The organism is Ruegeria sp. D7, assembly GCF_056534355.1.
The window spans coordinates 184,098-209,179 of sequence record NZ_JBQFPG010000003.1 but is presented as its reverse complement, the minus strand read 5'-3'; the positions used below and the strand labels follow the sequence as shown (position 1 = coordinate 209,179).

Annotated in this window: 22 protein-coding genes and 1 riboswitch; of the genes, 9 read left to right on the top strand and 13 right to left on the bottom strand. The window is 55.2% G+C overall.

Features of this window, described 5'->3' with window-relative positions; all coding sequences use genetic code 11:
- Positions 1–99: 99 nt before the first annotated feature.
- Complete coding sequence (locus ACRZ9U_RS06025) at positions 100–1,110, top strand: LacI family DNA-binding transcriptional regulator (RefSeq protein ID WP_170402546.1); 1,011 nt, start codon at positions 100–102, stop codon at positions 1,108–1,110.
- Between the two features lie 737 nt (positions 1,111–1,847).
- Here ACRZ9U_RS06025 and ACRZ9U_RS06020 read toward each other — a convergent pair.
- Positions 1,848–2,696, bottom strand: a complete 849-nt coding sequence (locus ACRZ9U_RS06020) for a LysR family transcriptional regulator (RefSeq protein WP_170402543.1) — start codon at positions 2,694–2,696, stop codon at positions 1,848–1,850.
- Between the two features lie 86 nt (positions 2,697–2,782).
- Between ACRZ9U_RS06020 and ACRZ9U_RS06015 the strand changes: the two genes are divergently transcribed.
- The 4 genes from ACRZ9U_RS06015 to ACRZ9U_RS06000 all read left to right on the top strand — a co-directional run bounded on the left by ACRZ9U_RS06015 (position 2,783) and on the right by ACRZ9U_RS06000 (position 5,802).
- Positions 2,783–3,250 (top strand): cytochrome c, encoded by a 468-nt coding sequence (locus tag ACRZ9U_RS06015; protein WP_170402540.1) that lies wholly within the window; start codon positions 2,783–2,785, stop codon positions 3,248–3,250.
- Between the two features lie 13 nt (positions 3,251–3,263).
- Complete coding sequence (locus tag ACRZ9U_RS06010; protein ID WP_480901419.1) at positions 3,264–4,172, top strand: c-type cytochrome; 909 nt, start codon at positions 3,264–3,266, stop codon at positions 4,170–4,172.
- Between the two features lie 158 nt (positions 4,173–4,330).
- Positions 4,331–5,212, top strand: a complete 882-nt coding sequence (locus tag ACRZ9U_RS06005; protein WP_170402537.1) for a cation diffusion facilitator family transporter — start codon at positions 4,331–4,333, stop codon at positions 5,210–5,212.
- A 134-nt stretch (positions 5,213–5,346) separates the two neighbouring features.
- The gene (locus tag ACRZ9U_RS06000) at positions 5,347–5,802 is read left to right on the top strand and encodes a hypothetical protein (RefSeq protein WP_480901417.1); all 456 of its coding nucleotides are present in this window, start codon (positions 5,347–5,349) and stop codon (positions 5,800–5,802) included.
- Positions 5,803–5,873: 71 nt separating this feature from the next.
- Here ACRZ9U_RS06000 and ACRZ9U_RS05995 read toward each other — a convergent pair whose 3' ends face one another.
- Positions 5,874–6,302: a MerR family transcriptional regulator gene (locus ACRZ9U_RS05995; protein WP_170402534.1), complete on the bottom strand. Its 429-nt coding sequence runs from the start codon at positions 6,300–6,302 to the stop codon at positions 5,874–5,876.
- Positions 6,303–6,620: 318 nt separating this feature from the next.
- On the opposite strand from ACRZ9U_RS05995, the gene ACRZ9U_RS05990 reads away from it, so the two are divergent.
- Entirely contained in the window at positions 6,621–6,920 is a 300-nt protein-coding gene (locus ACRZ9U_RS05990) for a hypothetical protein (RefSeq protein WP_480537045.1), read from the top strand.
- A gap of 41 nt (positions 6,921–6,961) precedes the next feature.
- Here the strand turns inward: ACRZ9U_RS05990 and ACRZ9U_RS05985 are convergent, their stop codons facing one another.
- Positions 6,962–7,624: a L,D-transpeptidase gene (locus tag ACRZ9U_RS05985; RefSeq protein ID WP_170402530.1), complete on the bottom strand. Its 663-nt coding sequence runs from the start codon at positions 7,622–7,624 to the stop codon at positions 6,962–6,964.
- Between the two features lie 215 nt (positions 7,625–7,839).
- Positions 7,840–8,052, top strand: a riboswitch (cobalamin riboswitch).
- Between the two features lie 76 nt (positions 8,053–8,128).
- Here ACRZ9U_RS05985 and ACRZ9U_RS05980 point away from each other — a divergent pair.
- Positions 8,129–8,812, top strand: a complete 684-nt coding sequence (locus ACRZ9U_RS05980; protein ID WP_170392744.1) for an energy-coupling factor ABC transporter permease — start codon at positions 8,129–8,131, stop codon at positions 8,810–8,812.
- 105 nt (positions 8,813–8,917) lie between these two features.
- Here the strand turns inward: ACRZ9U_RS05980 and ACRZ9U_RS05975 are convergent, their stop codons facing one another.
- From ACRZ9U_RS05975 to ACRZ9U_RS05930, 10 genes are all read right to left on the bottom strand, one after another.
- Complete coding sequence (locus ACRZ9U_RS05975) at positions 8,918–9,541, bottom strand: transglutaminase-like cysteine peptidase (protein ID WP_255611833.1); 624 nt, start codon at positions 9,539–9,541, stop codon at positions 8,918–8,920.
- A gap of 504 nt (positions 9,542–10,045) precedes the next feature.
- On the bottom strand, positions 10,046–11,467 hold the full coding sequence (locus ACRZ9U_RS05970) for an AMP-binding protein (protein WP_170402527.1): 1,422 nt from the start codon (positions 11,465–11,467) through the stop codon (positions 10,046–10,048).
- Entirely contained in the window at positions 11,460–12,305 is an 846-nt protein-coding gene (locus ACRZ9U_RS05965) for a hypothetical protein (protein ID WP_170402524.1), read from the bottom strand. Before ACRZ9U_RS05965 ends, ACRZ9U_RS05970 begins: the two co-directional genes overlap by 8 nt.
- Positions 12,302–13,633 (bottom strand): hypothetical protein, encoded by a 1,332-nt coding sequence (locus ACRZ9U_RS05960; RefSeq protein ID WP_170402521.1) that lies wholly within the window; start codon positions 13,631–13,633, stop codon positions 12,302–12,304. The genes ACRZ9U_RS05965 and ACRZ9U_RS05960 overlap by 4 nt, the downstream gene beginning before the upstream one ends.
- Positions 13,630–14,748, bottom strand: coding sequence for a BtaA family protein (locus ACRZ9U_RS05955; protein WP_480901413.1), 1,119 nt, complete (start codon positions 14,746–14,748; stop codon positions 13,630–13,632). Before ACRZ9U_RS05955 ends, ACRZ9U_RS05960 begins: the two co-directional genes overlap by 4 nt.
- On the bottom strand, positions 14,723–17,179 hold the full coding sequence (locus tag ACRZ9U_RS05950) for a PEP/pyruvate-binding domain-containing protein (protein ID WP_170402518.1): 2,457 nt from the start codon (positions 17,177–17,179) through the stop codon (positions 14,723–14,725). The genes ACRZ9U_RS05955 and ACRZ9U_RS05950 overlap by 26 nt, the downstream gene beginning before the upstream one ends.
- Positions 17,176–18,087, bottom strand: a complete 912-nt coding sequence (locus ACRZ9U_RS05945; protein ID WP_170402515.1) for a UbiA family prenyltransferase — start codon at positions 18,085–18,087, stop codon at positions 17,176–17,178. The genes ACRZ9U_RS05950 and ACRZ9U_RS05945 overlap by 4 nt, the downstream gene beginning before the upstream one ends.
- Complete coding sequence (locus ACRZ9U_RS05940; protein ID WP_480901411.1) at positions 18,084–19,271, bottom strand: hydroxymethylglutaryl-CoA reductase; 1,188 nt, start codon at positions 19,269–19,271, stop codon at positions 18,084–18,086. The genes ACRZ9U_RS05945 and ACRZ9U_RS05940 overlap by 4 nt, the downstream gene beginning before the upstream one ends.
- A gap of 421 nt (positions 19,272–19,692) precedes the next feature.
- The gene (locus tag ACRZ9U_RS05935) at positions 19,693–21,003 is read right to left on the bottom strand and encodes a sensor histidine kinase (protein WP_480901490.1); all 1,311 of its coding nucleotides are present in this window, start codon (positions 21,001–21,003) and stop codon (positions 19,693–19,695) included.
- A gap of 53 nt (positions 21,004–21,056) precedes the next feature.
- The gene (locus tag ACRZ9U_RS05930) at positions 21,057–21,725 is read right to left on the bottom strand and encodes a response regulator transcription factor (RefSeq protein WP_170402509.1); all 669 of its coding nucleotides are present in this window, start codon (positions 21,723–21,725) and stop codon (positions 21,057–21,059) included.
- Between the two features lie 139 nt (positions 21,726–21,864).
- Between ACRZ9U_RS05930 and ACRZ9U_RS05925 the strand changes: the two genes are divergently transcribed.
- Complete coding sequence (locus tag ACRZ9U_RS05925) at positions 21,865–22,953, top strand: type 2 periplasmic-binding domain-containing protein (RefSeq protein ID WP_170402506.1); 1,089 nt, start codon at positions 21,865–21,867, stop codon at positions 22,951–22,953.
- Positions 22,954–23,032: 79 nt separating this feature from the next.
- Positions 23,033–25,063 carry a tripartite tricarboxylate transporter permease gene (locus tag ACRZ9U_RS05920; RefSeq protein WP_170402503.1) on the top strand — a complete coding sequence of 677 codons (2,031 nt, stop codon included), beginning with the start codon at positions 23,033–23,035 and terminating at the stop codon, positions 25,061–25,063.
- Positions 25,064–25,082 lie beyond the last annotated feature (19 nt).

Genomic DNA, 25,082 nt, shown 5'->3' with positions numbered 1-25,082 from the left:
TGAATTCCCAGAATGTAACTAGTTACAGAGGTTGATGAAACTAGTTACATATGTCAACTCTTTACTCAGAAATCCGCGAAATGGACACCAAATCCTACGATGCAAAAAGCCCCAGAGCCTAAAAAACGCGCAAATCTCAGAGATGTAGCAAAGGCTGCGGGCGTGTCTGTCGCGACGGTGTCGCGCGTGTTGAACGAACCGAGTGTGGTTAAGAAAGATACTCTGGAAAAAGTTCAAGCCACCATCGCTGACCTCAAATTTGTCCCAAGTGCGGCCGCGCGCGCGATCAACTCCGGACGCACTAGATTTGTCGGCGCATTGGTCCCAACTCTGGACAACGCAATCTTTGCCCGCTTTCTTGCGGCGCTAGAGCGCAAGCTGTCGGACCACCAATTGTCACTGATCGTAGCAACCACCGAGGCAAATCTGGATATCGAAGCCAAGAAAGCCAAAAGCCTGCTGGATATCGGAGCTGAGGGGCTGATTATCACCGGAGCCACACACAATGCCGCGCTGCTCGATCTGATCGAGCGCACTATGTTGCCAACAATCATTACGTCTTTCTTTGACCCCGAAAACCCGTTGCCGACCATCGGGTATGATAACGCAGCCGCGGCGCAACTTGCATTGCAGCACCTTGCAGATCTCGGACATCGGGACATTGCTGTCGTACATGGCCCGGTTCACGACAATGATCGCACACGAGCTCGCCTTGCAGGCATTACAACCTTTCCCTTCGCTGGAAATCTTTCAACCTTCGAAACCGAGATCAGCCATCAGGGCGGAGTAGACGTTGCAAAACACCTCGGCGGTCTAAACACCAAGCCAGATGCAATTTTATGCCTATCTGACGTCGTTGCGCTTGGGGTTTTGCTTGGTCTTCAAGCGCAAAACATCGGCGTCCCGGACCAGATTTCTATGATGGGCGTTGACGACCTTCCAATTTCGTCCGTGACCGTTCCGCCACTGACAAGCGTGCATCTACCTGTTTCTAAGATGGGTGAACGAGCAGCAGACGCGCTAGCCGATTGGATCGCTACTGATCAGGCGCCCAAATCCGAAGAGCTCGCCACACGACTCGTTGTTCGGGGCTCTACAAAACGAATTTAGACGACCTGGGCATCACGATTTGCGAAACGAACAACGCTATTGATGATGCCGAAGGCCTAGTGCGGGCTCTGATCGCCAGTCGGCACAAACCACGGTGGATGTTAGCGAGAAGCACATTTGCTCATTAGTCGAGACGCAGCGAATACCTGATCAATTCTAAGAAGGGCGCTGACTTACCGGAAAGGCTTTGACTTGCGAATGTTTGTGTCTGTACCCCTCTGAGGAAAAATAACATATAAAATCAGTAAGTTAAGCTCTATCGAATAGCAAAGCTATGTGTCTCCCCACATTCCTGTTGTTTAAGGTCAAGCGAACCTGACCTAACCGTCATAGTTGGACCAGACAAGCGGTGGACGTTCGACATCAGAAGGCGCCCCCAATGTTACACATTAGTTGAATTTGACATTTGCTTCATAAACTAACCCACCGCCCCCAGTTCATGCTCCGACGGACTGTTTGGTTTGATCTGACTTCCCTTTCGGAAAATCAGAGCTGATTTGTAGGTCAGGCAGCGAAGCTGCCTCGGGGGCGAGGCAATGCTATTCGGCAATAGTGCTGCAGCCCACAGACGCAAGCTGAGGACACGGTTTTATCCAATCGGGTTGCCTTAGAGGTCAGCCGCGTCTTTTGCGACGTTCGTAACCGTAATGATCGCGCGCTTCCTGCCGCTGGACGAAACCCTTGAAGGCCTGAAAGCGTACAGTCCGCCTGAGCGAGGGCGCGACTTCCCGTTGTTCTCAGCGGCAGAGTGTTTTGTCGGCTATGCGATCAACCAAAGCTCGTTGTACAATGGCAAACCTCGGAGTGTGTGCTATTTCATCAAGTGTCGCGACCCACAGTGGAACATCAATTCCAGGATCCATCTCGCTCGATAGCTGAAGCCGAGGGTCCGCGTTCCCGATGAACAAGGGCAGAAACGCTCTGCCCACCCCGGATGCAGCCATCTGCTGAAGCACTAAGAAGCTATCCGCTCCGTTCGTCATTTCATCCGCACTGACATGATCGGCCAGCCATTTTGCTGGAAGAGAACGACTCAATGCCCCATCAAGCCGCAACCATTTTCGATTGGTGCCGCCGTCGTCGAAAACTCCAAATGACAGCGTACCTGCGCGCTCCCCAACAAGCCCTTCTTCAAGTTTTATGGAGGGTCTTACGGCGATGTCCGCAGTTAATCTCGACAAATCATGATGGCTGTTGCCGCTCAATAAAGTCAGCTCCAAGCCAGGGTACAACTGGGATATCTCTTTAAGTATCTGGGGCAAGACAAGCTGACAAAGGCTGTCAGTTGACGCGATACGTACGTGACCTACTGGAGACCGGTTTGCTCCTACAAGCGCGCGCTCGACCGATAGCACCGCATCTTCGACGCTTTCCATAGCCGACAGAACTGCTCTGGCCTCGGGCAGGGCGGAGTATCCCGAAGGGCTTTTCTGGAAAATCACACAGCTATTGCGCTCTTCGAATGCGGCTACCCTTCGCAACACAGTCGCATGCGTGACGCCCAGTGCCGCTGCCGCTGCATTGAGTGAGCCGTATTTGCTTACGGCGAGCGCGTACCGAATATCATCCCAGTTTTCGTTGTTCATAAATTAACAAGTGACGACCAATAACAAACAATTACAAGAAAAATTGTTCAAGCTAACATTCGGAGCATTAAACAGGGAGACACATCATGAAGAAGAAGTTCTCAGTATTCGCGGCAGGTCTTTTGTCATTGGCCGCCATTGGCACAGCCATCGCCCAAGAAAGTGAAAACCCGGCTGTGAAAGCTCGTACCTCAATCATGCAACTCTATGCCTTCAACCTTGGTACACTGGGCGGAATGGCTAAGGGAGAGGTCGATTATGACGCCGAGGCCGCAACTCGGGCCGCGAATAATCTTGTTGTACTGACACAAATCGATCAATCCGCGATGTGGCCCCAGGGATCTGACAATGTGTCCGATCCGACCACCCGTGCATTGCCTGCGATCTGGGAGAACTTCCCTGACGTGGGTGCAAAAGGGCAGGCCATGGCAGACGCCGCTGTTGCGATGCAGGCTGCGGCAGGTCAAGATGTTGATGCCCTGAAAGCAGCGATGGGCGATCTGGGCGGAAGCTGTTCGGCATGTCACAAAGCATACAGAGCTCCAAAGAACTGATTGGGCACTAACGGTGCGGCGCTTTCTTTTCTTTGTCGCAATCGTCATTGTGTTGGTCGGGTTGGCCGGTTTGGTGCTGACCCGACCTCAACGAATGGAACAATCACGACTCGACGGTTTGAACCCAGATCTTGCCAGAGGTGAAATCGTGTTCCACGCGGCAGGATGCGCATCCTGTCATTCAGCGCCGGATGCGGTCGGTGAAGACAAGCTCGCGCTGGCTGGTGGTCGCCGGTTTGAGACGGAATTCGGCACGTTCATTGCCCCCAACATTTCCAGTGACCCGGAAACTGGTATCGGATCCTGGTCTGCCCTGGATCTGGCCAATGCCTTGATCCATGGAACCGGACCCGAAGGGCAGCACTATTTCCCAGCGTTTCCCTATACCTCTTACGCCAACATGTCGGCCGAAGACGTGGTTTCGCTACACGCATTCCTCGGCACGCTGCCAGCGGCCGCAACCGAAAGTGTTGCACATGAAGTAGGTTTTCCTTTCAGCGTTCGGCGCGGACTGGGGGGATGGAAGCTCTTGTTCATGTCATCAGGCTGGGTGGTCGAAGGTGATCTGACCGACCAACAAAAACATGGCAGGTATTTGGTCGAGGCGCTGGGTCATTGCGCTGAATGCCATACCCCGCGAAATGGTTTAGGGGGCCTGAAACGAGACCTTTGGCTGACGGGTGCACCAAATCCAAACGGGAAAGGTCGTATCCCCGGCTTAACCTCAGACCAGCTTGATTGGTCAGAGGCAGACATTGCCGAATACCTAAAATCTGGCTTTACACCAGACTATGACAGTGCGGGTGGTGAGATGGTGGACGTCATCGAGAACACCTCACGGCTGACGGATGAGGACCGTTTGGCGATTGCCGCCTATCTCAAGGCTGTTCCTGTTTCGTCGACCGGGCTTTCATCCGAATAACAGTCGTTTGGCGCCACGCAGCGGCGACCAGATGCTGTCGCCAATAGGATGCCGTAAGACCTATTCCCTTTTCGCCAAACACCTGTTTTACGTTTTGAACATCGGAGCTCACCAATCACCCGAGTTTCTGTACATGATTGACTGAGGGTCGCGGCCAAATGACACAAAAAATCGCTCTTTGGTCTATCCCGATATCCATTGCGGTACTGGCCCTGAAACTGTTGGCTTGGTGGCTGACAGGTTCGGTGGCTTTGTTGTCAGACGCAATGGAATCAACCGTGAATGTTGTCGCGGCTTTGTTGGCGTATTTCGCAGTTCGGGTTGCCAATAAGCCCCCTGACCAAAACCACCCCTTTGGTCATAAAAAAGCGGAGTATCTTTCAGCCGTGGTTGAGGGCGCGCTGATTGTGTTGGCGGCGTTCTTGATCATCAGAGAAGCTGTACTGGTGCTCCCGAACCCGCATCTTGAGGATGCGCCGCTGCTTGGAATTGCCGTCAATATCGTTGCAACGGGTGTGAACGGTGCATGGGCCTTCCTCTTGCTTAGGACAGGTAGGCGCGAGGGATCGCCCGCCTTGGAAGCGAGCTCCCGCCACATTTTTACGGATGTTATGACTTCTGTTGGTGTCGTCGCAGGACTGATACTAGCGCTTGTCACCGGCTGGTTGATCCTTGACCCGATCCTGGCAATTCTTGTTGCGCTGAACATCTTGTGGGAGGGCTGGAAAGTTATTCGGGCATCCGTCGATGGCCTGATGGATGTGAGCCTGTCGGAACATGACTTGCAGACTGTTTCTAATGCAATCGAAGCAAATCTCGGCGCAGCCTTAGAGTATCATGACCTCAAAGGGCGCAGATCCGCGAATGTTATCTTTGTAGAGTTTCACCTTGTTGTGGATGGCACGATGCCAGTCAGCGCAGCGCACGATATATGCAACGACATAGAGGAAGAACTAGAGTGTCTGTACCCGGGTTCCGTCTTTGTCATCCACCTCGAACCTGATGACGAGCTGAAAGGCGACGGGGTTGATCCCCACTAAACTGCTCATTTGGTTCTGCAAAGAATCTATTGGTTTGACTGATCTGATTAAGACGTTCGGCTTGAAATTCGTCAGACCTAAGCCCGATGTGGGAAAGTCGGGCCGGTAGTAGCCTGTCTCCAATGTCACGAAGCGTGTCGATCAAAATTGGAGGCGAAAATGAAAATTCAAAGAAAGCTGGGTCAACTTCTAAGTACCGCGCGTTGGCTTCGTTGATTGCCGCGACGCCTTATGTGCCAACCTTTGATGACGATGGCCGCCTACATTTTGAACCGTCATATGCCATTGCCAAAAGCGGCAAAGGGAAAGACGGGGATGATCGTGACGATGACCGGGATGATGATCGTGACGATGACAGGGATGATGATCGCGACGACGATCGGGATGATAACTCGGGGTCGGGTAAGTGCGTTACGCCGACGGAACCAAGGAAGAGATCGAAAACGGGCGGTATGAGAGAAAGAATGCTCAGAACCGAACTGTTGAGGAGCGCGCCGCGACCGGCGCTGACGTTTCAAGGCTTCGGTCCTTGGCGAATGGTAGCAACGGGTCACGGTTCAGCATTTGGTCTCTCGTCGAATCAACTCTAAAAGACTTGTAATTGCTAATGTGACTATAGCTTCAAGGGGCTAATTCCAGTTCGCTACGACGCTGCCCAGGGTTACGCGCCGATTTCTTCGTGATCAGTAAGACATTCGGAATGATCGCGTAGAACTTCGAGAACACGACAATCCGAGGTGTTGCCGCCACAGCTTTCATGCACCATGCGCTCCAGCTCGTTCCGTAACGCTTCCAGCCGTGCCATTCTTTGCTCAATCTGTTTGAGTTGTCGGCGCGCAATACTGTCAGCTTCATGACATGGGCGATCTGGATCGTCGGACAAATCAAGCAGTTCGCGTATTGCCTCAAGCGAAAACCCCAGTTGGCGGGCGTGACGGATAAAAGCCAGACGATCCAGTTCGGTATGGCCATAACGCCGCTGGCCACCTTCGGTGCGCCCCGGTTCCGGCATAAGTCCGATCTGCTCGTAGTAGCGGATCGTCTGAACCTTGGTTCCGGTCTTTTTTCCAAGCGTTCCGATCGTCAGCATCTGGGTCTCCTTACAAAGTTACAGCTTATGTAGGTTCGAGTTGGCGCCGCACAATAGCACCTTCCGGCCGGTGGGCCTGTGACACCCAGCCGCTACCGCATGCGTGGTGACCATGTTTGTTTTCGTGGCCATGGTCGTGGCTATGGGTATCGGATGACATGATTGGACCTCAAGAATCTCTATGGTCCTTTGTAAATAGTTCCTACAGTAACTAGAGCTTCAATACCTTTAATATTTTTTCATCCGGGTTCTTTGCCTGCGATTTTGTTAGTTCAATTCGTCTTGCGGGCCGGCCGTGTGGATGCAATCTAATTGCAGATGACGCAAAAAATTTGGAACAGATCAATGCAGAAACGCATCGCAATTACCATCACGTTAGTCTCGATTACGGCTGGTTGCTCAGCCCAGTTCACCGGGGCCAAAAGCAAAGCACTTGAACCAGGCAACGTGCCAGATTCGGTCGTAGCGCTGGCAGGGCCGGCGCAGGATTTGACCACAGCGCGCCTCCTGCCCGAAGACAATTGCTTTTGGTATGAGCACAGCGGACCCGTCGAGACGACATTGGTACCATTGCGCGCGACGAATGGCGCTCCGATCTGCATTGCGCGCGACGCCTGATCGAAATGAGGGCAGCGACGTCCATGTACGCTGCCCAATATTCATGAGCGGGCTGTGACGCTATCTTCGGCAGAGTATAGGAAAGCGGTCGAGCCGGTTTTCACATTTGGGTAGAGGTCATTGATATGAGCCATGATCATTCGCACACATCCAGAACTTGCGCGACCGCCGATGCTTCTTGGCTCAGGCGTGCCGTGAATTCTGAGATATGTGTCTCGGTCTCCAACGTATAGATAAAGGGCACGAGAGCCGAGAGCATTATTCGGCCCGGGCTCCATGCCATTCCGGAATTCCGCGTATTCGGGGTTGCGCTCGATCATTGAAGCGGTTGGTGTCCAGTGTGGCCATTCGACCTTTCGGCGGATAACATAGGTGCCGGGCTCGTAAAGGTTCCCGCGCGCGATCGCTACGCCATAGCGCATTGCGGTCCCGCCTTCTTCGATATGGTAGAGATAGCGCGCGACGGCATCCACATGGATGTCACCTGGAACCAAACCATCATTTGCCGCGACGCGTCTTGGTAAAAAACGGTCATGAACACCCCACGGATTTGAGGTCATTGGATCGTAACCAATTGGCGTGACCTGACTGTCCCAATAGGTCTTCTGCGATGCGGTTGGCCAGGTTTTGGCGATCAATGGACTGGCCGCAGACGCCGAGAACAGCGCTGTGGTGGATTGAATGAAATGGCGCCTTGTAAGCATAGGTCTCGTCCTGGTTCACAAGTTTAACGTATTTGGATCGCACTATCGCGAATTAATTCGAATCTTAAAGCCTCTAGCAGCTAGAGCTTCAAGAGGTTTCAGGTAACGCTTGGATTACCCAGTTGATCACGTGACCGGTTGCGTGAATCCTGCTTCGGTCGAGTTTACATTGGAATAGGTCGCAAAGACAATTGACACAGGCGAAGCCGCCATTGTAGCGGTGATTTGTTTTCGGTTCCTGATGGCGGAAGCCAAAAGGATTAAAAGGGAATACGGTTCGGTGTTTTCAATGGCGCCAATTCCGTAACTGCCCCCGCAACTGTGAGCGGAGAGCGATGCCAAGACACCACTGGTTCGTAATGGAACCGGGAAGGTTGGCGGAGCGAGCACCCGCGAGTCAGGAGACCTGCCGTAAAGCGCCGGGCTATGCCCAGACTGAACCTGTCGGCCTTACGGTCGATTCAACCTGACAAGCCGCCGGGTGAGGCGGTAGGGAGAAAGAACATGCATATCGAACCGGGCATCGTGAATGGTGCCAAAATCGCGCTTTCCTATGTTACCGCCGCAGGTGCGGCTACTTACGCAGCGAAAGAAACGTTTTCCACATTGCGAGCGAATGGACCTGCATCTTTTGTTATGCGCTCGGTGCTCGCCACCGTTGGGGTTTTCCTTTTCTTCGAAGTCCTGCCGCATTTCCCGGTTGGTGTCTCTGAAGTCCACTTCATCCTAGGGTCGACGCTGTTTCTGCTTCTCGGTGCTGCACCCGCGGCTTTTGGATTGGCAGCTGGTCTCCTGATTCAGGGTGTGTTTTTTGCCCCGTTCGATCTTCCGCAGTACTTCATCAACCTGACCACTCTGCTGGTGCCGCTATTTGCGCTACAAGCACTGGCCAGCCGCATCATCGCACCCGGCACAGCATATGTTGACCTCAAATATGGCCAAGCTCTTGCCCTAAGTGCGACGTATCAGGGAGGAGTAGTCGCATGGGTTGGGTTCTGGGCCTTCTACGGCCAGGGTTTCGGCGCAGAAACCATGGCGTCGGTTCTGTCCTTTGGCGGTGCTTATATGCTGGTAATTGTCATTGAGCCGATTGCTGATCTGGCAGTGCTTGCGGCAGCCAAGGCGATGCGCGGTTTGAACAGTACAGGTCTGGTGACTCCGCGTTTGTACAACGCTGCGAAAGCTTGACCAAAGTTTGAAGCGGTGTCCTAAACTTGGGTTGCCGCGAAACAACCAGTAGCCGCAGGACCAAAATTTTATTGTGGCGCGTCTCGAGGGCGCGCCACATTGTTTTTAGCCGCTAGAAACCTGTACCCAACGATCAGGGTGATTTGGGTCCTGTATTCGTAGGAAAAGATACCTCGTTTCCTTCCACGATTTGATCCTGTTGGTGACATTGTCCAGAATCAAATCGCCTTCACTCGAGCGATAAACCAAAACTGCATGGCCACTGCGATTGGTGTCTAAGACAGTTGCAATAAGTAGCTTCGTAGGATCCAAGCCGTTCTGCATTAGTTCAAACTTCTTTTGCAAAGCGAAATCTTCGCAATCCCCTGACCCCTGCATTGGTAGCGTCCAGTATTCCTTTGTCCCGTATTGGTTTTGATCCGAAACGGCGCGGATCCTCCGATTGACGCGCAAGTTAATCGCTTTAACGATCTGTTTCTCCTGCGCTTCTGGCAGACCAGAAGTACGAGTATTCGCGCACGCCCACGAATAATCTTTGCAGAGTGATTTGGCGCCCGATGGCGCCTGAACCTCTCTATCTAGTTTGATCCAGGGAAGCTCAGAAGCTTGCAATGAAGCGGCGGAGACAAGGTAGCTGCATATGATACAGGCCAACGATAGATAAACTGGTAACCGTTCCGAAAGTTTTTTCTGAGCGGAAGTAGGTTTTGTCATATCTGCTTTCCCCATACTCGTTTCTCCTGGGTATCCGAAGCTACCGAGCCAAGAGAACTCTATTTCAATCTTTTATGTTCATCGACGCATTACAACAGCTTATTCAATTTAAAATGCAGAGCAGCAAAGTTCGCGAGCGCGCAGTTATTAGTCGTGATTGTGTGCGTGAGCTTAATTGAGATTCTTGCAGCAGCATAGAAGAAAGCCGGCTAGTAGTTCTGGGTTAGAAACGCTTGAGGTTTGGGACGGATTTGGATGACGCGTCAAGCCGAACATCTTTGTGCAATGACATGGGTATCAACCGTTCGCCGGGGCGCACCCTAACAGTGTATCTGCGATTATATGTTTCATGCGGCCAGATGTAACTGGCAATTGCAGATTTCCCCTTACCAAGGTGTGCAGGTTTTGATTGGAAATTCTAAAACAATGACTTCGTCGCTACACTCAGTCCTCTGTTAACGCGCACAGCGACGGGAGCGATGAGTTGGGCAGGCTCAGTGGCCTACGAGCCATATTGCGTCAGGTTTCTATTATGCGTGTAAGTTTCGTACGATCGACTTTGGAGGCATGACGCTTGTCCATAGGAATGTGCTTAATCGAAATCACATTTGGAACGTCAAAACCAAGCGCAGATTTAGTCCAATCGTCGATGTGATCCGCGGAACCTTGGACGCAAAGTGTGGGGCCTGCTTTGGTATTGACGAGCGCGCATCGATCTACACCTGGCCATCGCTGTGCCGCGACTTCGATAGCAAAGGGGAAGAGCGTACCTGAAAAGACTTCAATTTCGGACCCGACGCGCCCCCATAACCATAAACGCCCGTCATCATCCAGCGCGCCAGCGTCACCGGTCCGGTGCCAAATGACGTCACCTTCCTTGATTTTGTTGTTCTTTGAGTGGGTCGGGTTCAAATACCCGTCATTCACATGTGCGCCGGCGACCTGAATTTCATTGTCGCGGATGCGGAGCGTGATTTCGGGCACCGGGTATCCCACAAGAAGACCCCTTCCAACAGCCATGTCGCGGTGATCCTTCACCGTGATATCCGCGGCGTCAAGATGGGCAATCGGTTCAGCCTCGGTCGACCCATAGACGCACACAACTGACAGGCTGTGCCGGGTTCTCAACGCCTCGACAAGACTCGGAAACACCGGACCGCCGCCGGTAAACACCGTGTGCAACGGACCGGTATCGTCGGATTGAACCAGTTTTTCACATAGCGATGGTGGGATGAGGGCCCGGGTGATCTGTTGCGTTTGGAGCCAGCTTTCCAACTGCACAGTCGACAGGCGGTCCGGCTTGCTGAACCTCCAGTTGGGTAGAACACTTGTGCGCCCGGCCGCCAGATTGATCAGGGTGAACACCGGAAAGGCCACCAGATCGCGCTCGGCCTTGCGGCTGTCGAGGAGGGGTGCGATGGCATCGTACTGCGCCATCAAAAACGCGTGCGAGCGCGGAATGGCTTTGGGCTGGCCAGTTGTACCAGAGGTAAAGGAAATAAGGGCGATATCGTCCGGTTGTACCTTTTGCGCCACCGGGTTGCTACGGCTTTTACCAGGCGTCAGCAGGGGCAGGGCCCAGAGATCCGGAACCAGAAACTTCAGCAAAGAATACGCACCCGCTGCACAGAACGCTTTTGGCTTCGTTGTTCGGGCGGCGTGGCGCAGACCGGCCAGCCCTAAGGCTGGCTCTGGTAAGACAACGGTTGCGCCAAGGGTCCAAAGCGCAGCCAGACTCGCATATAGGTCCGCGTTGACAGGCATGGCCAACAACACGCGATCACCTGACTGGATACCCTTGTCCTGCCACCGACCTGCCAAGTGCTGAACGCGCGTGTGCAGGGTTTGAAAGGTGATCTCGCGGCCCTTGCCGTCCACTATGGCTGTCCGGTCAGGAACCCGTTTAACCGCCGCGGCGAATTGGGACAGCAGGTCAGCCATTCAGCTTCCGTCCAAGCAAAGTATAGCGCCGGAATATTGTCGCGCCTTCCGCTGCACTGCGCTCGGCGGAGGTGTTGTCATCATGGATCAGCGCATGAATGGCGGTTTCGTACCCCATCCTGAACGCCGCCTTGTGAAACCGGTGAGCCAGATGCCGTCCGGCGCCCGGTTCGAGACTTGCATAGGTCTTGAGGATTGCGGATGCCGGATTGGGGCCTTCGGCATAATTGGGAATGCCAAACAGAAACCCGGCCAATGTCCCGTCATGGCGGCGCGCAAAAAGGATCAGCTCGCGCTTCATCATCGGCACAACTGGCATATACATGGCCAGAAAATCTGCCTCGGCAATCGGCTTGTAGAACGCGTTGTTTGAGAACGCACGGGTTGAAAGTTTGAAGACCTGACGAAACAGGGCCTCGGGGTCTGTTCCATCCCATTCTTCCACGACAAAACCATCGGTTACTGGCGGTGCTGATCCAGCGGCGGTCCGCAACGACACCCGGGCCGAAAAATACCGGCTGATCTCTGTAAATCCCGCCGACTGGAAAACCCTGGGCTCATGAAGTTTGTTGGTAGGCTCCATCAGGAACGGAGCGGACCCGTCGCTATCCGAGACGAACCGGTAACTGTGCCAGGTGTCGCCCGACATTGGCCCAATAATGCGGTTGAGGCCGGCGTCTTTCACCCTCTCGATCCCTTTGCACAGGATTTCGGCACCGGCTTCGGGCGTTTTGCAGGAAAAATCGCCGAAGGTCGCGGCGCGCGCGCCTTCCCAGTTCGGACCGTTCAGATAAACGGTCAGCTTCGCATCCGCCGTTCTGATGATCTCTTTGGTCATGAAAAAACTCCGGCAAAGAACCCAGCACTTAGCGATCCAGCAACGATCCAAACGTAGTAAAGCAAAGGCGGCGCGAGGGCCAACAGCGTCAGCCTGAGCACCCGATCTTTTTCGAACCAATGTGGTCGGAGCAACGGCGCAGCGACTGAACAAGCTAATGAAAACAGGGCCAGTACCGTCAGCGGCTCGGCCCAGTTCGACTGTTCAGAATTCAGGGAAACAGCCCATGTCCGAATAAGAAACAGGACAGCCGCAGCAAGTGGTATCACAATAGGAATGGGACGCAGCGCCACAGCAGCGAGGCCCATAGCCAGCCCCATCGCGCTGAGCCCAAAGAAGGAAACCGCATCCCATCCCGTTGCATTTCCAGCCGCAAGCCAACCGAACCCCAAAAGCCCCAAGGCGGCTATGATATCCAGATCGGGGTACTTACTGTCACAAGGAGAAGCGGTACGCGCCCAGCCATGTGCGGCAAGAACCATGATCGGCAGTACTGTGTTCTGCAGCTTTGCGGCGGCCAGCAGCAAAAAAACCGCGACAACATAGACACGGGTCGCATGTTTGCTCAGGCCCAGTTTGGTTCCCACTACGCCGAAACTGGCAAGGGCGGCAAAGAACATGGCGGCCAACAGGGCGAGCTCTGCCAAAGAGCTGAAATAGTGGCCGTTTAGGAAAATCAACAAGCCAAGCGGCAGGAACAGGTTGTCAAACCCGCGCCAGCTTTGTGCCTCGACCAATGTGCCAAAAGCCGCAACCATAAGGCACAACATCATGATGTTAGATGGCGGGAGTTTCGATAAGAACAAGAAGCAGATGATCGCAACCAATAGTGTTACGACAAAAAATACCACTGATCCTTCTAAGCTCTTGTCGCCATCTTCTACCACGTAGCGTTTGGTTCCATACGTGGTCCCGGCAAGCGCAGCGGCTGCATCCGCGAGTGTCAGAACGGCGATTGGCAGTATGTAGAACAGCGTGTTTTCCCCGGCTAGCAGAAAGCAAAGCCCAACTGACAGGGCGAGCAGAAAGTCGCCGTAGGACGTACGATCCACACCATGCAAAGTTGCACCCAGACCCGACGAAAAACGAGGCAGGCGTAGCACCAGCATCACCAGGATTGTGGCCGCAATCAGCATGTAAACCGGCCAGCGATCGGGAAACAACCAGGGCAGCAGCAACGCAAAGAGGCCGGTGCTGACATGCATAAGCTTGCGCTGCACTTCGGGTTTCAGGCCCGCTGTATTAGCCAGATTGCGTATAATCATCATTACGCCGACCAGAGCCAGCACCGACCCCGCCGCCAGCAGAATCTGCCCAATAACAGTCACGGTTGAAACTCTTCGACGACGAAATCCGAATAGAAGAATGCCATGTCGCGGGCCTTCTGCTGTGTTTCGATGTCGGTCAGGGTTTCAACCTTGTTTCTGAATTCCGGCGGAACCCTCCGGGGTGCCATCATGTTCCAATAGACTAGTCGGGCATTTGGCTCCGCAGCGGTCAGGATCGACCCGTAAACCTGATGGAAGGTCTCGGGCGACATGTACTCGAAGATGTCGGACAGGTTGAATCCTCTGGCTTTTTCGTCGGTTGACACAAAAGCCTCAAGCGATCCAAGGCGGATGTCTAGACGATCCAACCGGGATCGGATTGTCTCATAATGCTCGGGACGCCACGCCATTGGCAGCGCGTCGCCATGATCGCCTTTGAGAATCCAGTGCAGATAGGGATTTTGCGAGGGATCGGTGGTGACTCCCGCATGACGGATGCGGCGGGCGACATGTTGGGCCGGGCTACCCTCTACATGGTCGAAAAACGCACTGTCCCGGCCCATGCGGCCCATGACGAGGCGAGAGAAGAAGATGTTCAGCAAAAGACGCCATCGCACCGTGTTGAACCGTGTGTCGAAGAACGACTGTCGCTCTGCGGGCGAGCGGGGTACAAACACTGCGTCAATCGTTCGGCGTGAATGCACAAGAGGCAGTAGCCAAGTTCGAAAGATGCGAAAATAGCGCTCGAACTTGCCGACGCCACCGATGCCGTGTTTTTCGACTTCCGTGATCAGAGTCCGCCAGAAAGCGCGCGTTTCGGCATCTGTGGCTTCCAAAACCTGGTTCAGCAATGCGCCCCGTCGGGTACTTCGCCGCGAGCCGGTGAGTTCAATGAATTCGGGATGGGTCAGCACCTTATAGGCCGCGATCCTGAGCTTAAGGCAGGCCAGCTGGGCCGGTGAAAGATCCAGAACGACAATGCGCGCGGGATCGAGTGTCAGCATTGCCAGCGCATTATCCCCGGCAGAGCAGATGGAGACCAATGTCTTGCCCGCACAATCGCCCAAGGCGGAGGTAAGAACATCCGCGTCTTCCCACAGTTGGGCATAGCGGATATGGTCGAAATCCGCCTTTTTCTCAATCTCACTGCTACCCATCGCAGCGTTCCACCGCACCGCTTGCCCCGTCGACCCGGATCATCTCACCATCTTCGATCCAGTTGGTGGCGCCTTTCAGGCCAACCACGCAGGGGATACCTAGTTCGCGTGCGACAATCGCAGAATGTGACAACAGAGATCCCCGTTCGACGACGATGGCGGATGCGTTCGAGAATACGGCGATCCAGCCCGGATCGGTGTGGCGCGCCACGAGTATATCTCCGGGGATTAAGGCCTCGGTGCGCGGGTCGCGGATCACGCGCGCGCGCGCCTTGATCTGACCTGCGGAACAGCCCGTGCCCTGCTTCATCCGTGCAGGGTCCACCTCGGCGTCTGCGCTCTCGGACCAGACCGGCGCGATGGCGGGGCCACGGATTTCAATGCGTTCCGGCGGGTCGGGGCGTCGGGACGAGGCTTCGTCTTCCAGTTTGCGCTGCGCAACGATGCCTTTCAGATCGGGTGACAGGCTATAACCTTCGACTGCTCCGAGAACTTCATGTGTTGTCAGGAAGAATACATCCTTTGGCGATGAAAGCAGGTCACGCGCAGCGAATTCGCGGCCGATGCCCAGAAACACGCGCCGCGCATAACCAAATATGCGCGTGCGTTCAAAGCGCAGGTTTTCTCGGTCGCGCACCCGCGCCTTGGTCCAGCCTAAAATCCAATTGGCGAAGTACCGTTTGAGTGGGTTTGACGGAAACAGAGCCTTCCAGTCCGGTTCATCGCCGTCCTGACGCCCGGCAGGTGGACGTTCAGCGCTGGCTGCAATGGCCAGCAACAGACTGTTCGGGTCATCGCGCAACGGAACGCTTTCCAGCTTGAGCTCTTCCGTACACCGGTCGCCGAACTTCTCAAGATACGCATCAACCTCGGCTTCGATTTGTCGGTGTCCTGACAAAACCGACAGATGTGCATTGGCCTTCAAAGGAGCGGCAAGCCCTGCCTGCCGAACCAACTCTCCCATCCGGGCGATGCGTTGCGCGGGTTCCGCCGAAACGATATCACCTTGCCCGATCATGAGGTCGTTGTGCAGGGTCAACCCGGCCTCGCCCAGCCATTTTTGCAGCAGGTTGCGCGAGCCGCCAAAGGCAATCATGCACAAGAAATCGTTGATCAGCGGGGCATCCCACCGATCCAGCAGAGTGCTTTCAATGCGCCGGTATTCCGCGGCCAGTTGGGTCGCGTTAGAGGCATCCACGTTCAGCCCCGTCTGTAATATGTCGTTCAGCCTGCGGTAAAAATCACGCCGGGTCTGCGGTAGGCGGATGGCCTGCCAGATCAGGCCGCCCGCAACCTTGGCCAGTTTCGCGTACTCCACGACTTTGCGCCAGCCGGTGGTGGGGGGTGGGGCAAGAGCATCCGTGACCTCACGCGGCATCGGTTCAGAAACGCCCATCATCGTTTCCATATAGTCGCGGTTCAGTGAAAACCCGGGCAACAGTGCCAGCGCGCGATACCAGTTGATCAGATTGTAATAGGCGCGCCCGTCCACCCGCCCCAGTAAATTGTCAAACACAGTGGGGTTCAGCGCGACCGTGTGCCGGGACACGCCCAGCAGCCTAACGAAAGCTCGATATACCTGAGAATACACGTGCAGGGCAAACGAATAAGTCAGCGGACTGACGATGCCCGGATAGCTTTCGACGATATTGGAATTGTCGAAAATGGTAAGCGTCTGATCTTCGAGCGGGGCAGGGCGCAGGGCCGTGGTGATCGGGCGGGCCTGCAGAATATGCAGCCCTTGCGCATCAATGGCCCATTCGATGTCCTGAGGAGAAACGAATAGCACCTCGGCCTTTCGGGCGAGGGCTGCGATGGATCGCGCCTCCGAGACGGTCAAATGTGCAGGGGCGTCAGGAGCGCTTTCCGGTACGCCATCTGCATCGATGACCCAGTCTTCTCCGTCCGCTTCCCCCGACACAAGCTGCTCTGCAAGCCCGTCAATCGCTGAGATCACGACCACATCGCGCCGGCCACTGACCGGATCGGCGGAAAAGGCGACACCGGCCGCTTTGGCATCGATCATGCGTTGCACGATGATTGCGGGGGCCTCGGCCTCGCCACCGGATTTGACCGCGCGGTAGGTTTCGACCGTTGATGAGAAACCGGATTGCCAAACCTGCTTGGCCGCCGCGATCACACTCTTGCCGGGAACATTCAGGACCGTTGCGAACTGTCCTGCATGGCTGTGGTCCACGCCATCTTCGGACTGGCCAGAACTGCGTACCGCGTAAGGCCCGGACCCGAGTGTTTCAAGCGCGGTGGACACAGCCAGTCGCAGGCCTTTTTGCGCGATCGGGCCCGATTGCCCCATACGAAACGCGTCATTTGTGATGACAAAGAATGCGGGCGGGGAAAACCCGTGCTGTGTCAGATGCGACAGGGCTGCCGCTTTGCCTCCAACCACAGAGATGTCATTGGCATCCATTTGGTCGACGATGAAAGTCATGCTACGGCTCCGATCAGGTAGGGTAGGAAACCAGCCGTGGCATAACAGAAAAATACCCACAGACCGGAAACAGTGTCCATCCTGTTCTGTGCTTTCTCAGTGGGTGTCTGACTGTAGTGGAATACAGCAACCCCGCAGGGAACCAGCGCTAGTGCGCCGATCAGGGCGCTTGGCCAGCCAACTCCGGTGGCGTTTCCTGTGCCGGCGAGAAGCGCGTAGGATAACAGAACGCAGCCGATCCAGATAAGTCCTGCTAGGCGCGGACCCCATAGGGAGGAATAGGTGTCGACCCCTTCAATCTCGTTTTCGGGCGCCCACAATTTCCGCCCGATCTCAAGGACGCAGCCATTCACAAAGGACAACGCCAGGAACAGCCATAGTGAGGGTGCCGCGCCGCCTGCCGGCAGCCATTCGAGGCCAGTCAGCAATAGATCGATCAAGGGCATGATTGCCATATGGCTGAGCAGGTACAGAACCGGCCGGGCCTTCAGCCAGGCCGGGACACCGAATTCAATTGTCATCGCAGCGAGCCAGATCCAAACCGCGCCCAACAGCCACAAAACCGACGGGTGCCAGAACCGGGCAGCCGCAAGTGCAATTGGAATGGTCAGTAAGCCCAAGCTCAAAACTTCGCCTGGTGAGACCAATCCGCGTGGGATCGGCCTGTCGGGCCGGTAACGTCGGTCATCCTCGGCGTCCTTGAACTCGTCACAGACCCGCATCTGGAAGAACAGCGCCATGGCCAGCACAAAACCGGCGGCAAAGGCAGGCCACTCGGGCAAAGGGCGGTCTGCCAGACGGGCAGACACACAAATGCTGGCCGAGGAAAACACCAGCAGCAGGGGGACGGTTTTCTTAAGCGGAAAGCGCTCGGATTGGTAAATCCAAAATCGGTTCTGAAAGCTCATCTGTGGCGGGCCAGACTCTCATGGGCGCGGGTGAAATGACCGGCAGCAATCGCGGCGACAATGGAGATTTCGCCGCATAAGCACGTGGCCGCAGCAACTTCGGCTAAAGCCGTGCCACACCCGCTGCCCCGTAGACCGAGTATGTTCAGCGCTGCTGCCTGGCTTGGCAAACCGGTTCCGCCGCCGACCGAGCCGACAAGGATATTCGGAAGCGTGACCGAGCAGAATAGATCGCCGCCCCTAGGTTCCATACGCGTGACGCCCATTGCACTTTCGGCAACGCAGGCCGCGTCCTGTCCGGTTGCGATATAGAACGCAGCCAGCCCGTTGGCATAATGCGCCTGTGCGCCAAACTGGCCAGACAAATGTGCGCCCAGATTGGCGACACGGCCATAGTCCAGCATCGCCTCGACCGTCGTTCCCAGTGTCTTTTCGACAATCTCAGCCGGAAGCGTAACCGAGGCGCTGACTTTCCGCCCGCGCCCCGTCACCAACCCCAGCGCCGAGGCCTTTTTGTCGCCCGAGAAATTACCTTCGACATACCAGTTCTCAATCGCAACAGGACAGCTATCCGCGATTGCATGGCAAAGGGCGTCGGTGGCGATGGTCACCATGTTCTGACCTGCAGCATCACCAGTGGTATAGCGGCAAATCAGGAAAACGACGTTGGTGTCAATGAATGGCTCCAGCGATACAAGCTTGCCATGACGGGTCGTCGCTTCGGCCGCAGATTTGAGCCTGTCAACATTGGTCACCACCCAATCCACAAATTGCCCCGCTCTTAGCAGGCTATCGAACACAAAGGCCGGGGTCCGCAGCACGCCTTCGTATAAAACAGCGGTACTGATACCGCCCGACCGAGTGGCGGCGTAGGCGCCCCGGGCATAAGATGCGACCAGCGCTGCCTCGGTTGTTGCGAGGGGGACATGAAAGTCGCCGTTGGCGTTCATTCCGTTCAGGCGTAAGGGGCCAATAACCCCGACTGGAAGCTTAACCGTCCCGATGAAATTCTCGATATTGGCGCCATAGGTTTCGGCATCTTCGATAGCCGCCAAATCTGCAATTTGTGCCTGATCCTTGTCGCTGGCCGTTGGTTTCAACTTTTCCCAGAATCGTGCGACCATCTCCTTGGTCGGCTTGCGAGATGGGCGTAAGGTTGAAAACTCTGCATCGCTTGGCGCCATCTGCTGAGGTATCTGGTCAGCATCAAATCGTGCTTTTATGCGTTGAAGCATTTCCCGGACATGAAACGGAATTACCAATAGCGCGCTCCAATAGATTTTCTGTGCAACGCTGTTGCAACCAAAAACCGCTGCGAGGCAAGTTATCAGTCGTTTGATCGAAATCCAGTCAAATGTTCATCGATCAAGTGTTTGATCCCAAAGGGTCTCGCATTTGTCGCAGTTGAAATTACCGGTAGGCCTGAGGACGATGATCTTGGCACGACACGCATCGCCAATGCGGGCCCCCAACTCGCGCGGGGCCGGCACGTTTAGTGAACATCTCAGTCGCAGCAAAAAGGACGCGGAAAACCTACATTCGCAGCAATTTTAAATAATGTATTTCAATCCTGATAGGGGCCGGATTTGTCAAAAACGAAACAATTTAAAGGATTATCGGAAGCTCAAACGTAACGCTCGCTCCTCTTTCGACCTGGTTGATTAAGACTGATCCTTCGTGGCGCTGGGCAACCGCAGAGACGATTGACAAACCCAGGCCACTGCCTTCGGAATATTCCAACTGGGAGAACCGACTAAATGCAGCTTCGCTTTGGTCGGGCGAAAGGCCAGCGCCGTCATCAGCGACAGTAAGCCCAACGTTTCCGCCGTCAGAACGCAGCACGACTGAAATGCGGCTCAGTTTAGCGCCACCGTGCTTAACAGCATTGTCTAACAGGTTCTTTAGAGCTTCAGTTAGAAACACCCGATCACCTGATACTATGACCGCCGTCTCGGGCATAGTGACATCAAACTCGATGCCTTTTGCAAGAATGTGAACTCCCATTTCTGCGCAGGCTTCTTCGACAACCGAGCGGAAATCAATTTCAACCATTTGATCTTGGTGCGTCGGTTGCCTGAGCCGTTCAAGTGATAGCAGTTGTTCAGCGACTGTTGCTGAGTTCTTTGCCGCTGCGACAAGCTCGATGATGCGTTTATCGCGGTCTTCATCGGTATTCGCATCTCGAAGCGCTTCGGCCATCGACTGAACGGCGGCCGCAGGGTTCCGTAGCTGATGTGCGGCTTCGGATATGAACACCTGATGGGCATTGATACTTTTTTCCACCTGTCCAAAGAGTCGGTTCAAGGTTTTGACGACACCTTGAACTTCGACCGGTACAGGGCGTTTGATCTCACTCAGGTCATCTGGGGAGCGCAGGTCGATTGCGTCCTGTAAATCCAGGAGGGGCCGCAGGCCGCGAGCAACTCCGAACCATACCACAAATGCCAGAGTGGCAAGTAGGATTCCCATGAGAATTCCTGCGCGGATTGACAGCTCATTTGCAAACGCGTTGCGATCCGCCATACGTTGCCAAACTGTGACCGTCGCATCTCCTATCAAATTTTCTATGGTCACACGTTCTGTCAGCTTAAGAACTCGCACCGGCTCGTCGCGATAGAGTGCTTCGAAAAACTGCGGCCTGTTCGCCTCTTGAGCAGACGGGTTCGCGGGTGCCGGAGGGTATGCATAGCCAGTCACGTAGATGCCACCCGGGCCCGTAACATGATAAAAGATCTCTCCGCCCGACGCGTCGCGGATCAAGCTGCGCGTGGTGGGCGAAAGTGCGTCACCTCCTGAAATCGCGACATCTCGTGAAATTGCAAGACCGGCAGATAGCAGGCTGTCGTCGAACAGCTCCTGAGCCGTTTCCTGGGCAATCATAAAGCGCCAAAGCCCAAGAAGGATCGCAAGCAACACCAAGGGTGTCAGGATAAGAATGAAGAGTCGTAGCCTGAGGGAGCCGTGCCTGATCACTTCTGCACCTCAAGAAGGTACCCCAGACCGCGCGCTGCCTTGATCTTAATGCCGAGAGGCTGAAGGCGTTTTCGTAACCGCGACACATGAGGTTCAACGGCTGAGTCATCGACATCGGCCCCAACGCCATAGACATAATCTGTGAGTTGGCTTTTAGGAACAATTCTGCCCCGACGCTCCAACAGGCATTCAAGCACCGCTATTTCCCGCCGTGGTATATCCATGACTTCGCCCTGAACACTAACCTGACGCGATGCGCGGTCGAATTCGAGGCTACCGATGCTCTCCCGCGCTCCGTAGTCAAGTTCTTTGCGCCGAGAAAGTGCTCGGACGCGTGCTTCTAACTCGTCCATTTCGAAGGGTTTGACCAGATAGTCATCTGCGCCCATATCCAAACCGGTCACCCGGTCGCTTGTTTCGGTGCGCGCTGTTAGCAGGATCACGGGCGCACTGTCACCACGTTCGCGAAGCGACCTCAGGATGTCCAACCCTGACCGGCCGGGTAGGTTGATATCCAAAACGATCAAATCCGCGCCTTCTTGTTGAAGGTAAAGGTCGGCCGCATCTCCGTCAGTCAGTATATCTGCCGCATGACCTCGGTCACGAAGGCGATAAGCAATGGCATTGGCGAGTGGCTCATTGTCCTCGACTATGACGATCCGCATCGGGTCTCCCGCAAGTTTCGCGCAAGGTTGGCGCTCCATGATTGCCAGATGGGAGGGGGAATCAACCCCACAGTTCTATTTGCGATCACGGTAGCGCCGGGGGCGATGACGTGATTGTCTGGTCAACAGGGAGGAACCAATGACCATTTCCAACTTCACCCGTCGCGCCGTCGTGGGGCTGATCGCCGCCGCCGGTATCGCTGCACCTGCCGCTGCCGAGGTTGATTTCTCTGGCAAGACCATCGAATGGGTCATCCCGTTCTCGGAAACGGGTGGTTCGGCGAAATGGGCCAACTTCTTTGCGCCGCTTCTGTCCGAAGCTCTTCCGGGTCAACCGACCGTGGTCGTGAAATTTATGCCAGGTGCTGGTTCGACCAAAGGTGCAAACTGGTTCCAGGAACAAAGCCACGATGATGGAACCTTGTTGTTCGGCACTTCCGGTTCAACTCAATTCCCTTATCTGCTGAGCGATCCGCGCGTGCGTTATGAATACAACGACTGGATCCCGGTTATGGCGTCCGGGACGGGTGGTGTCGCCTATCTGAACGCAGAAGATGGTGCCAAGTTTGATGGCTCCGCAAATGCGTTGAAAGACACGAACTTCATCTACGGCTCGCAGGGCGCAACGCGTCTGGATCTCGTGCCGCTGTTGGCATGGCAAATGCTGGGTATGAACGTTGAGCCAGTCTTCGGCATCAAAGGCCGTGGCGATGGTCGTCTGATGTTCGAACGTGGCGAAGCTAACATCGACTATCAGACCTCATCCGGCTATTTGGGTGGATCCGCCCCGCTGGTTGAGGCCGGTCAGGCTGTGCCGATGATGACCTGGGGGGCGCTGGATGCCGATGGAAACATCGTCCGCGACCCGACCTTCCCTGATATTCCAACCTTCAAAGAGGTTTGCGAGGCAACGGATGGTTGTGAAACCAGTGGCGAGGCGTGGGACGCTTGGAAAGCGTTCTTTGTCGCGGGTTTCCCGGTTCAAAAGTTGGCTTTTCTGCCTGGTGATACACCACAGGAAGTGGTCGACGCCTACACCGCAGCGTTTCAGGCTGTGACCGAGCGCGGCGACTTTGCTGATATTTCGTCCAAACGCGTCGGTAAGTACCCGGTATTTGTGGGCGACGGTTCCAAGGCGGCGCTGCAAACCGCGACAAACGTCGACGACAATGCCAAAGGCTACGTTCTGAACTGGCTCAAAGAAGCCTACGGTGTCGAGCTGAACTAAACCCACACACCACAGCGCGCACCCCAATGTCGGGTGCGCGCTTTTTCAAACACAAGACAGTATATGAAAGGCGGCCGCTATGGAGGTTTTCGCCACCGCTCTTCCTGCGCTCAATGATGCGTGGGGTTTGATCCTGCAACCTATCGTACTGGGATATCTTGTTCTCGGTGTCGTTATGGGACTGGCCGTAGGTGTTTTCCCGGGACTTGGCGGTATTGCCGGTTTGTCCCTGTTGCTGCCTTTCATGTTCGGGATGGACCCAATCCTTGGTTTGGCGCTGATGATCGGGATGGTCGCCGTTGTTCCGACCTCTGACACCTTTGCTTCTGTTCTTATGGGGATCCCCGGCAGTTCCGCCTCTCAGGCAACTGTCCTGGACGGCTTCCCAATGGCGAAGAAGGGTGAGGCTGCGCGGGCACTATCTGCCGCGTTCGCTTCATCGCTGTTTGGCGGTTTGGTCGGCGCAACCTTCCTAACAATGTTCATTCTGGTCGCGCGGCCCATCGTTCTGGCGTTTGGTCTACCAGAGATGCTGATGATCACCATCCTCGGCCTTTCCATGGTTGCCATTCTGGCTGGGCGCATCCCCTTAAAGGGCGTCGCAGCTGCTGGGCTTGGGTTGATGGTTGGCACAATTGGTGAGGCGGACGCTGGCGGTTCGCTCCGTATGGCAACCTATGACATTCCGTATCTGACAGATGGTTTGAAGCTGGTCATCGTTGGATTGGGCATCTTTGCCGTTCCCGAAATCGTCTCGCTGCTGCGGCAGGATCGATCGATTGCCAAAGGGGCTTCGCTGGGGGCGGGTTGGCTGGACGGCGTCAAAGACTGGGCCGCGAATATCTGGCTGTCTGTTCGCTGCTCGATCATCGGGGTGGTCGTTGGCGTCATTCCCGGCCTAGGCGGTTCGGTCGTCGACTGGATCGCTTACGGCCATTCGGTTCAATCGACCAAAGATAAAAGCAACTTCGGCAAGGGCGAAGTGCGTGGCGTCATCGGGCCGGAAAGCTCAAACAACGCCAAGGAAGGCGGCGGGCTGGTGCCTACGCTACTGTTCGGCATTCCCGGCTCGGGCTCGATGGCGATCTTCATCGGCGCAGTGGCTCTGTTGGGGTCTGGCGACATCGAGGTCGGTCCAAGCATGCTCAAGGACAATCTCGACATCACCTATTCGATCGTTTGGCTTTTGGCGCTTGCTAACGTCGTGGGCACCATCCTGTGCATCGCGGCTTCCGGAGGCATCGCTAAGCTGACAACGATCCGCTTCACCTATCTGGCACCTTTCCTGTTCATGCTGATCAGCTTTGCAGCCTTCCAGTCCGGTCAGAACTTCGAAGACCTTCTGGCGCTGTTCGTGATCGGCCTGATCGGGATCTTTCTGCGCCGGTTCGATTGGTCGCGCCCTGCCTTTCTTATTGGGTTCGTGCTGTCGAACCCGGTTGAGAAGTTTACCAATCAGGCGTTCCAGATTGCCTCATTCCGGTTCCGCAAAAGCTTTGGTGAGGGCATGGAGTATGTCTTCAGCCCGATCGTGATTGTTCTGATCTTGGTCACTGTGGCTTCGGTCATTTTAGGAATTCGGCAGGCTAAGATGATCATGGCCGAAGGTGAAGTCCAGTCTGGCAGCAAGCGCGCGCCGTTGATCTTCCTGCTGGTGATCATGGCCTACCTAATCGCGGCATTGATCAACGCCAACATGATCCCAGACTACAACATGACCGACAAGATCATCCCGTTGGTGATCGGCAGTGTGTCCTTGTTCTGCTGCGTGATCCTGCTGATCCAGATGATGCGGAGACCCGAGGGTGATGCAATCTTTGCCGATAAGGAAATTGCCGGTGAAGATGCGAGCGCTCCGCATGGGCTTTGGTCGACGTTGGCGTGGTTTGCAGGTCTTATCGCGGCAACGTGGGTTGTTGGTTTCATCCTAGCCCTGATCGGGTTTCTGATTGCCTTCTTCCGCATTCGAGCCGGTTCAAGCTGGCAGATGACGCTGATCCTGACAGCCTGCGGCATCGGTTTCATGTGCATCATGGCAGGCGCTCTGAACCGGGATTTCCCACCGGGACTGTTGCAAGACATGGTGAGCCTGCCATGGCCACTGAAATGAATGCTCCACTGAGGTCCGG

What these genes read in the sequence shown, in the direction of transcription:
- ACRZ9U_RS05940 (WP_480901411.1), bottom strand. Translation starts at nt 19,271, where the DNA reads ATGGCGCCAAGCGATGCAGAGTTTTCAACCTTACGCCCATCTCGCAAG.
- ACRZ9U_RS05965 (WP_170402524.1), bottom strand. Translation starts at nt 12,305, where the DNA reads ATGACCAAAGAGATCATCAGAACGGCGGATGCGAAGCTGACCGTTTAT.
- ACRZ9U_RS05990 (WP_480537045.1), top strand. Translation starts at nt 6,621, where the DNA reads ATGACGCAAAAAATTTGGAACAGATCAATGCAGAAACGCATCGCAATT.
- ACRZ9U_RS05975 (WP_255611833.1), bottom strand. Translation starts at nt 9,541, where the DNA reads ATGGGGAAAGCAGATATGACAAAACCTACTTCCGCTCAGAAAAAACTT.
- ACRZ9U_RS05925 (WP_170402506.1), top strand. Translation starts at nt 21,865, where the DNA reads ATGACCATTTCCAACTTCACCCGTCGCGCCGTCGTGGGGCTGATCGCC.
- ACRZ9U_RS05930 (WP_170402509.1), bottom strand. Translation starts at nt 21,725, where the DNA reads ATGCGGATCGTCATAGTCGAGGACAATGAGCCACTCGCCAATGCCATT.
- ACRZ9U_RS05920 (WP_170402503.1), top strand. Translation starts at nt 23,033, where the DNA reads ATGGAGGTTTTCGCCACCGCTCTTCCTGCGCTCAATGATGCGTGGGGT.
- ACRZ9U_RS06020 (WP_170402543.1), bottom strand. Translation starts at nt 2,696, where the DNA reads ATGAACAACGAAAACTGGGATGATATTCGGTACGCGCTCGCCGTAAGC.
- ACRZ9U_RS05970 (WP_170402527.1), bottom strand. Translation starts at nt 11,467, where the DNA reads ATGGCTGACCTGCTGTCCCAATTCGCCGCGGCGGTTAAACGGGTTCCT.
- ACRZ9U_RS06025 (WP_170402546.1), top strand. Translation starts at nt 100, where the DNA reads ATGCAAAAAGCCCCAGAGCCTAAAAAACGCGCAAATCTCAGAGATGTA.
- ACRZ9U_RS06015 (WP_170402540.1), top strand. Translation starts at nt 2,783, where the DNA reads ATGAAGAAGAAGTTCTCAGTATTCGCGGCAGGTCTTTTGTCATTGGCC.
- ACRZ9U_RS05995 (WP_170402534.1), bottom strand. Translation starts at nt 6,302, where the DNA reads ATGCTGACGATCGGAACGCTTGGAAAAAAGACCGGAACCAAGGTTCAG.
- ACRZ9U_RS05985 (WP_170402530.1), bottom strand. Translation starts at nt 7,624, where the DNA reads ATGCTTACAAGGCGCCATTTCATTCAATCCACCACAGCGCTGTTCTCG.
- ACRZ9U_RS06005 (WP_170402537.1), top strand. Translation starts at nt 4,331, where the DNA reads ATGACACAAAAAATCGCTCTTTGGTCTATCCCGATATCCATTGCGGTA.
- ACRZ9U_RS05945 (WP_170402515.1), bottom strand. Translation starts at nt 18,087, where the DNA reads ATGAGCTTTCAGAACCGATTTTGGATTTACCAATCCGAGCGCTTTCCG.
- ACRZ9U_RS05980 (WP_170392744.1), top strand. Translation starts at nt 8,129, where the DNA reads ATGCATATCGAACCGGGCATCGTGAATGGTGCCAAAATCGCGCTTTCC.
- ACRZ9U_RS05950 (WP_170402518.1), bottom strand. Translation starts at nt 17,179, where the DNA reads ATGACTTTCATCGTCGACCAAATGGATGCCAATGACATCTCTGTGGTT.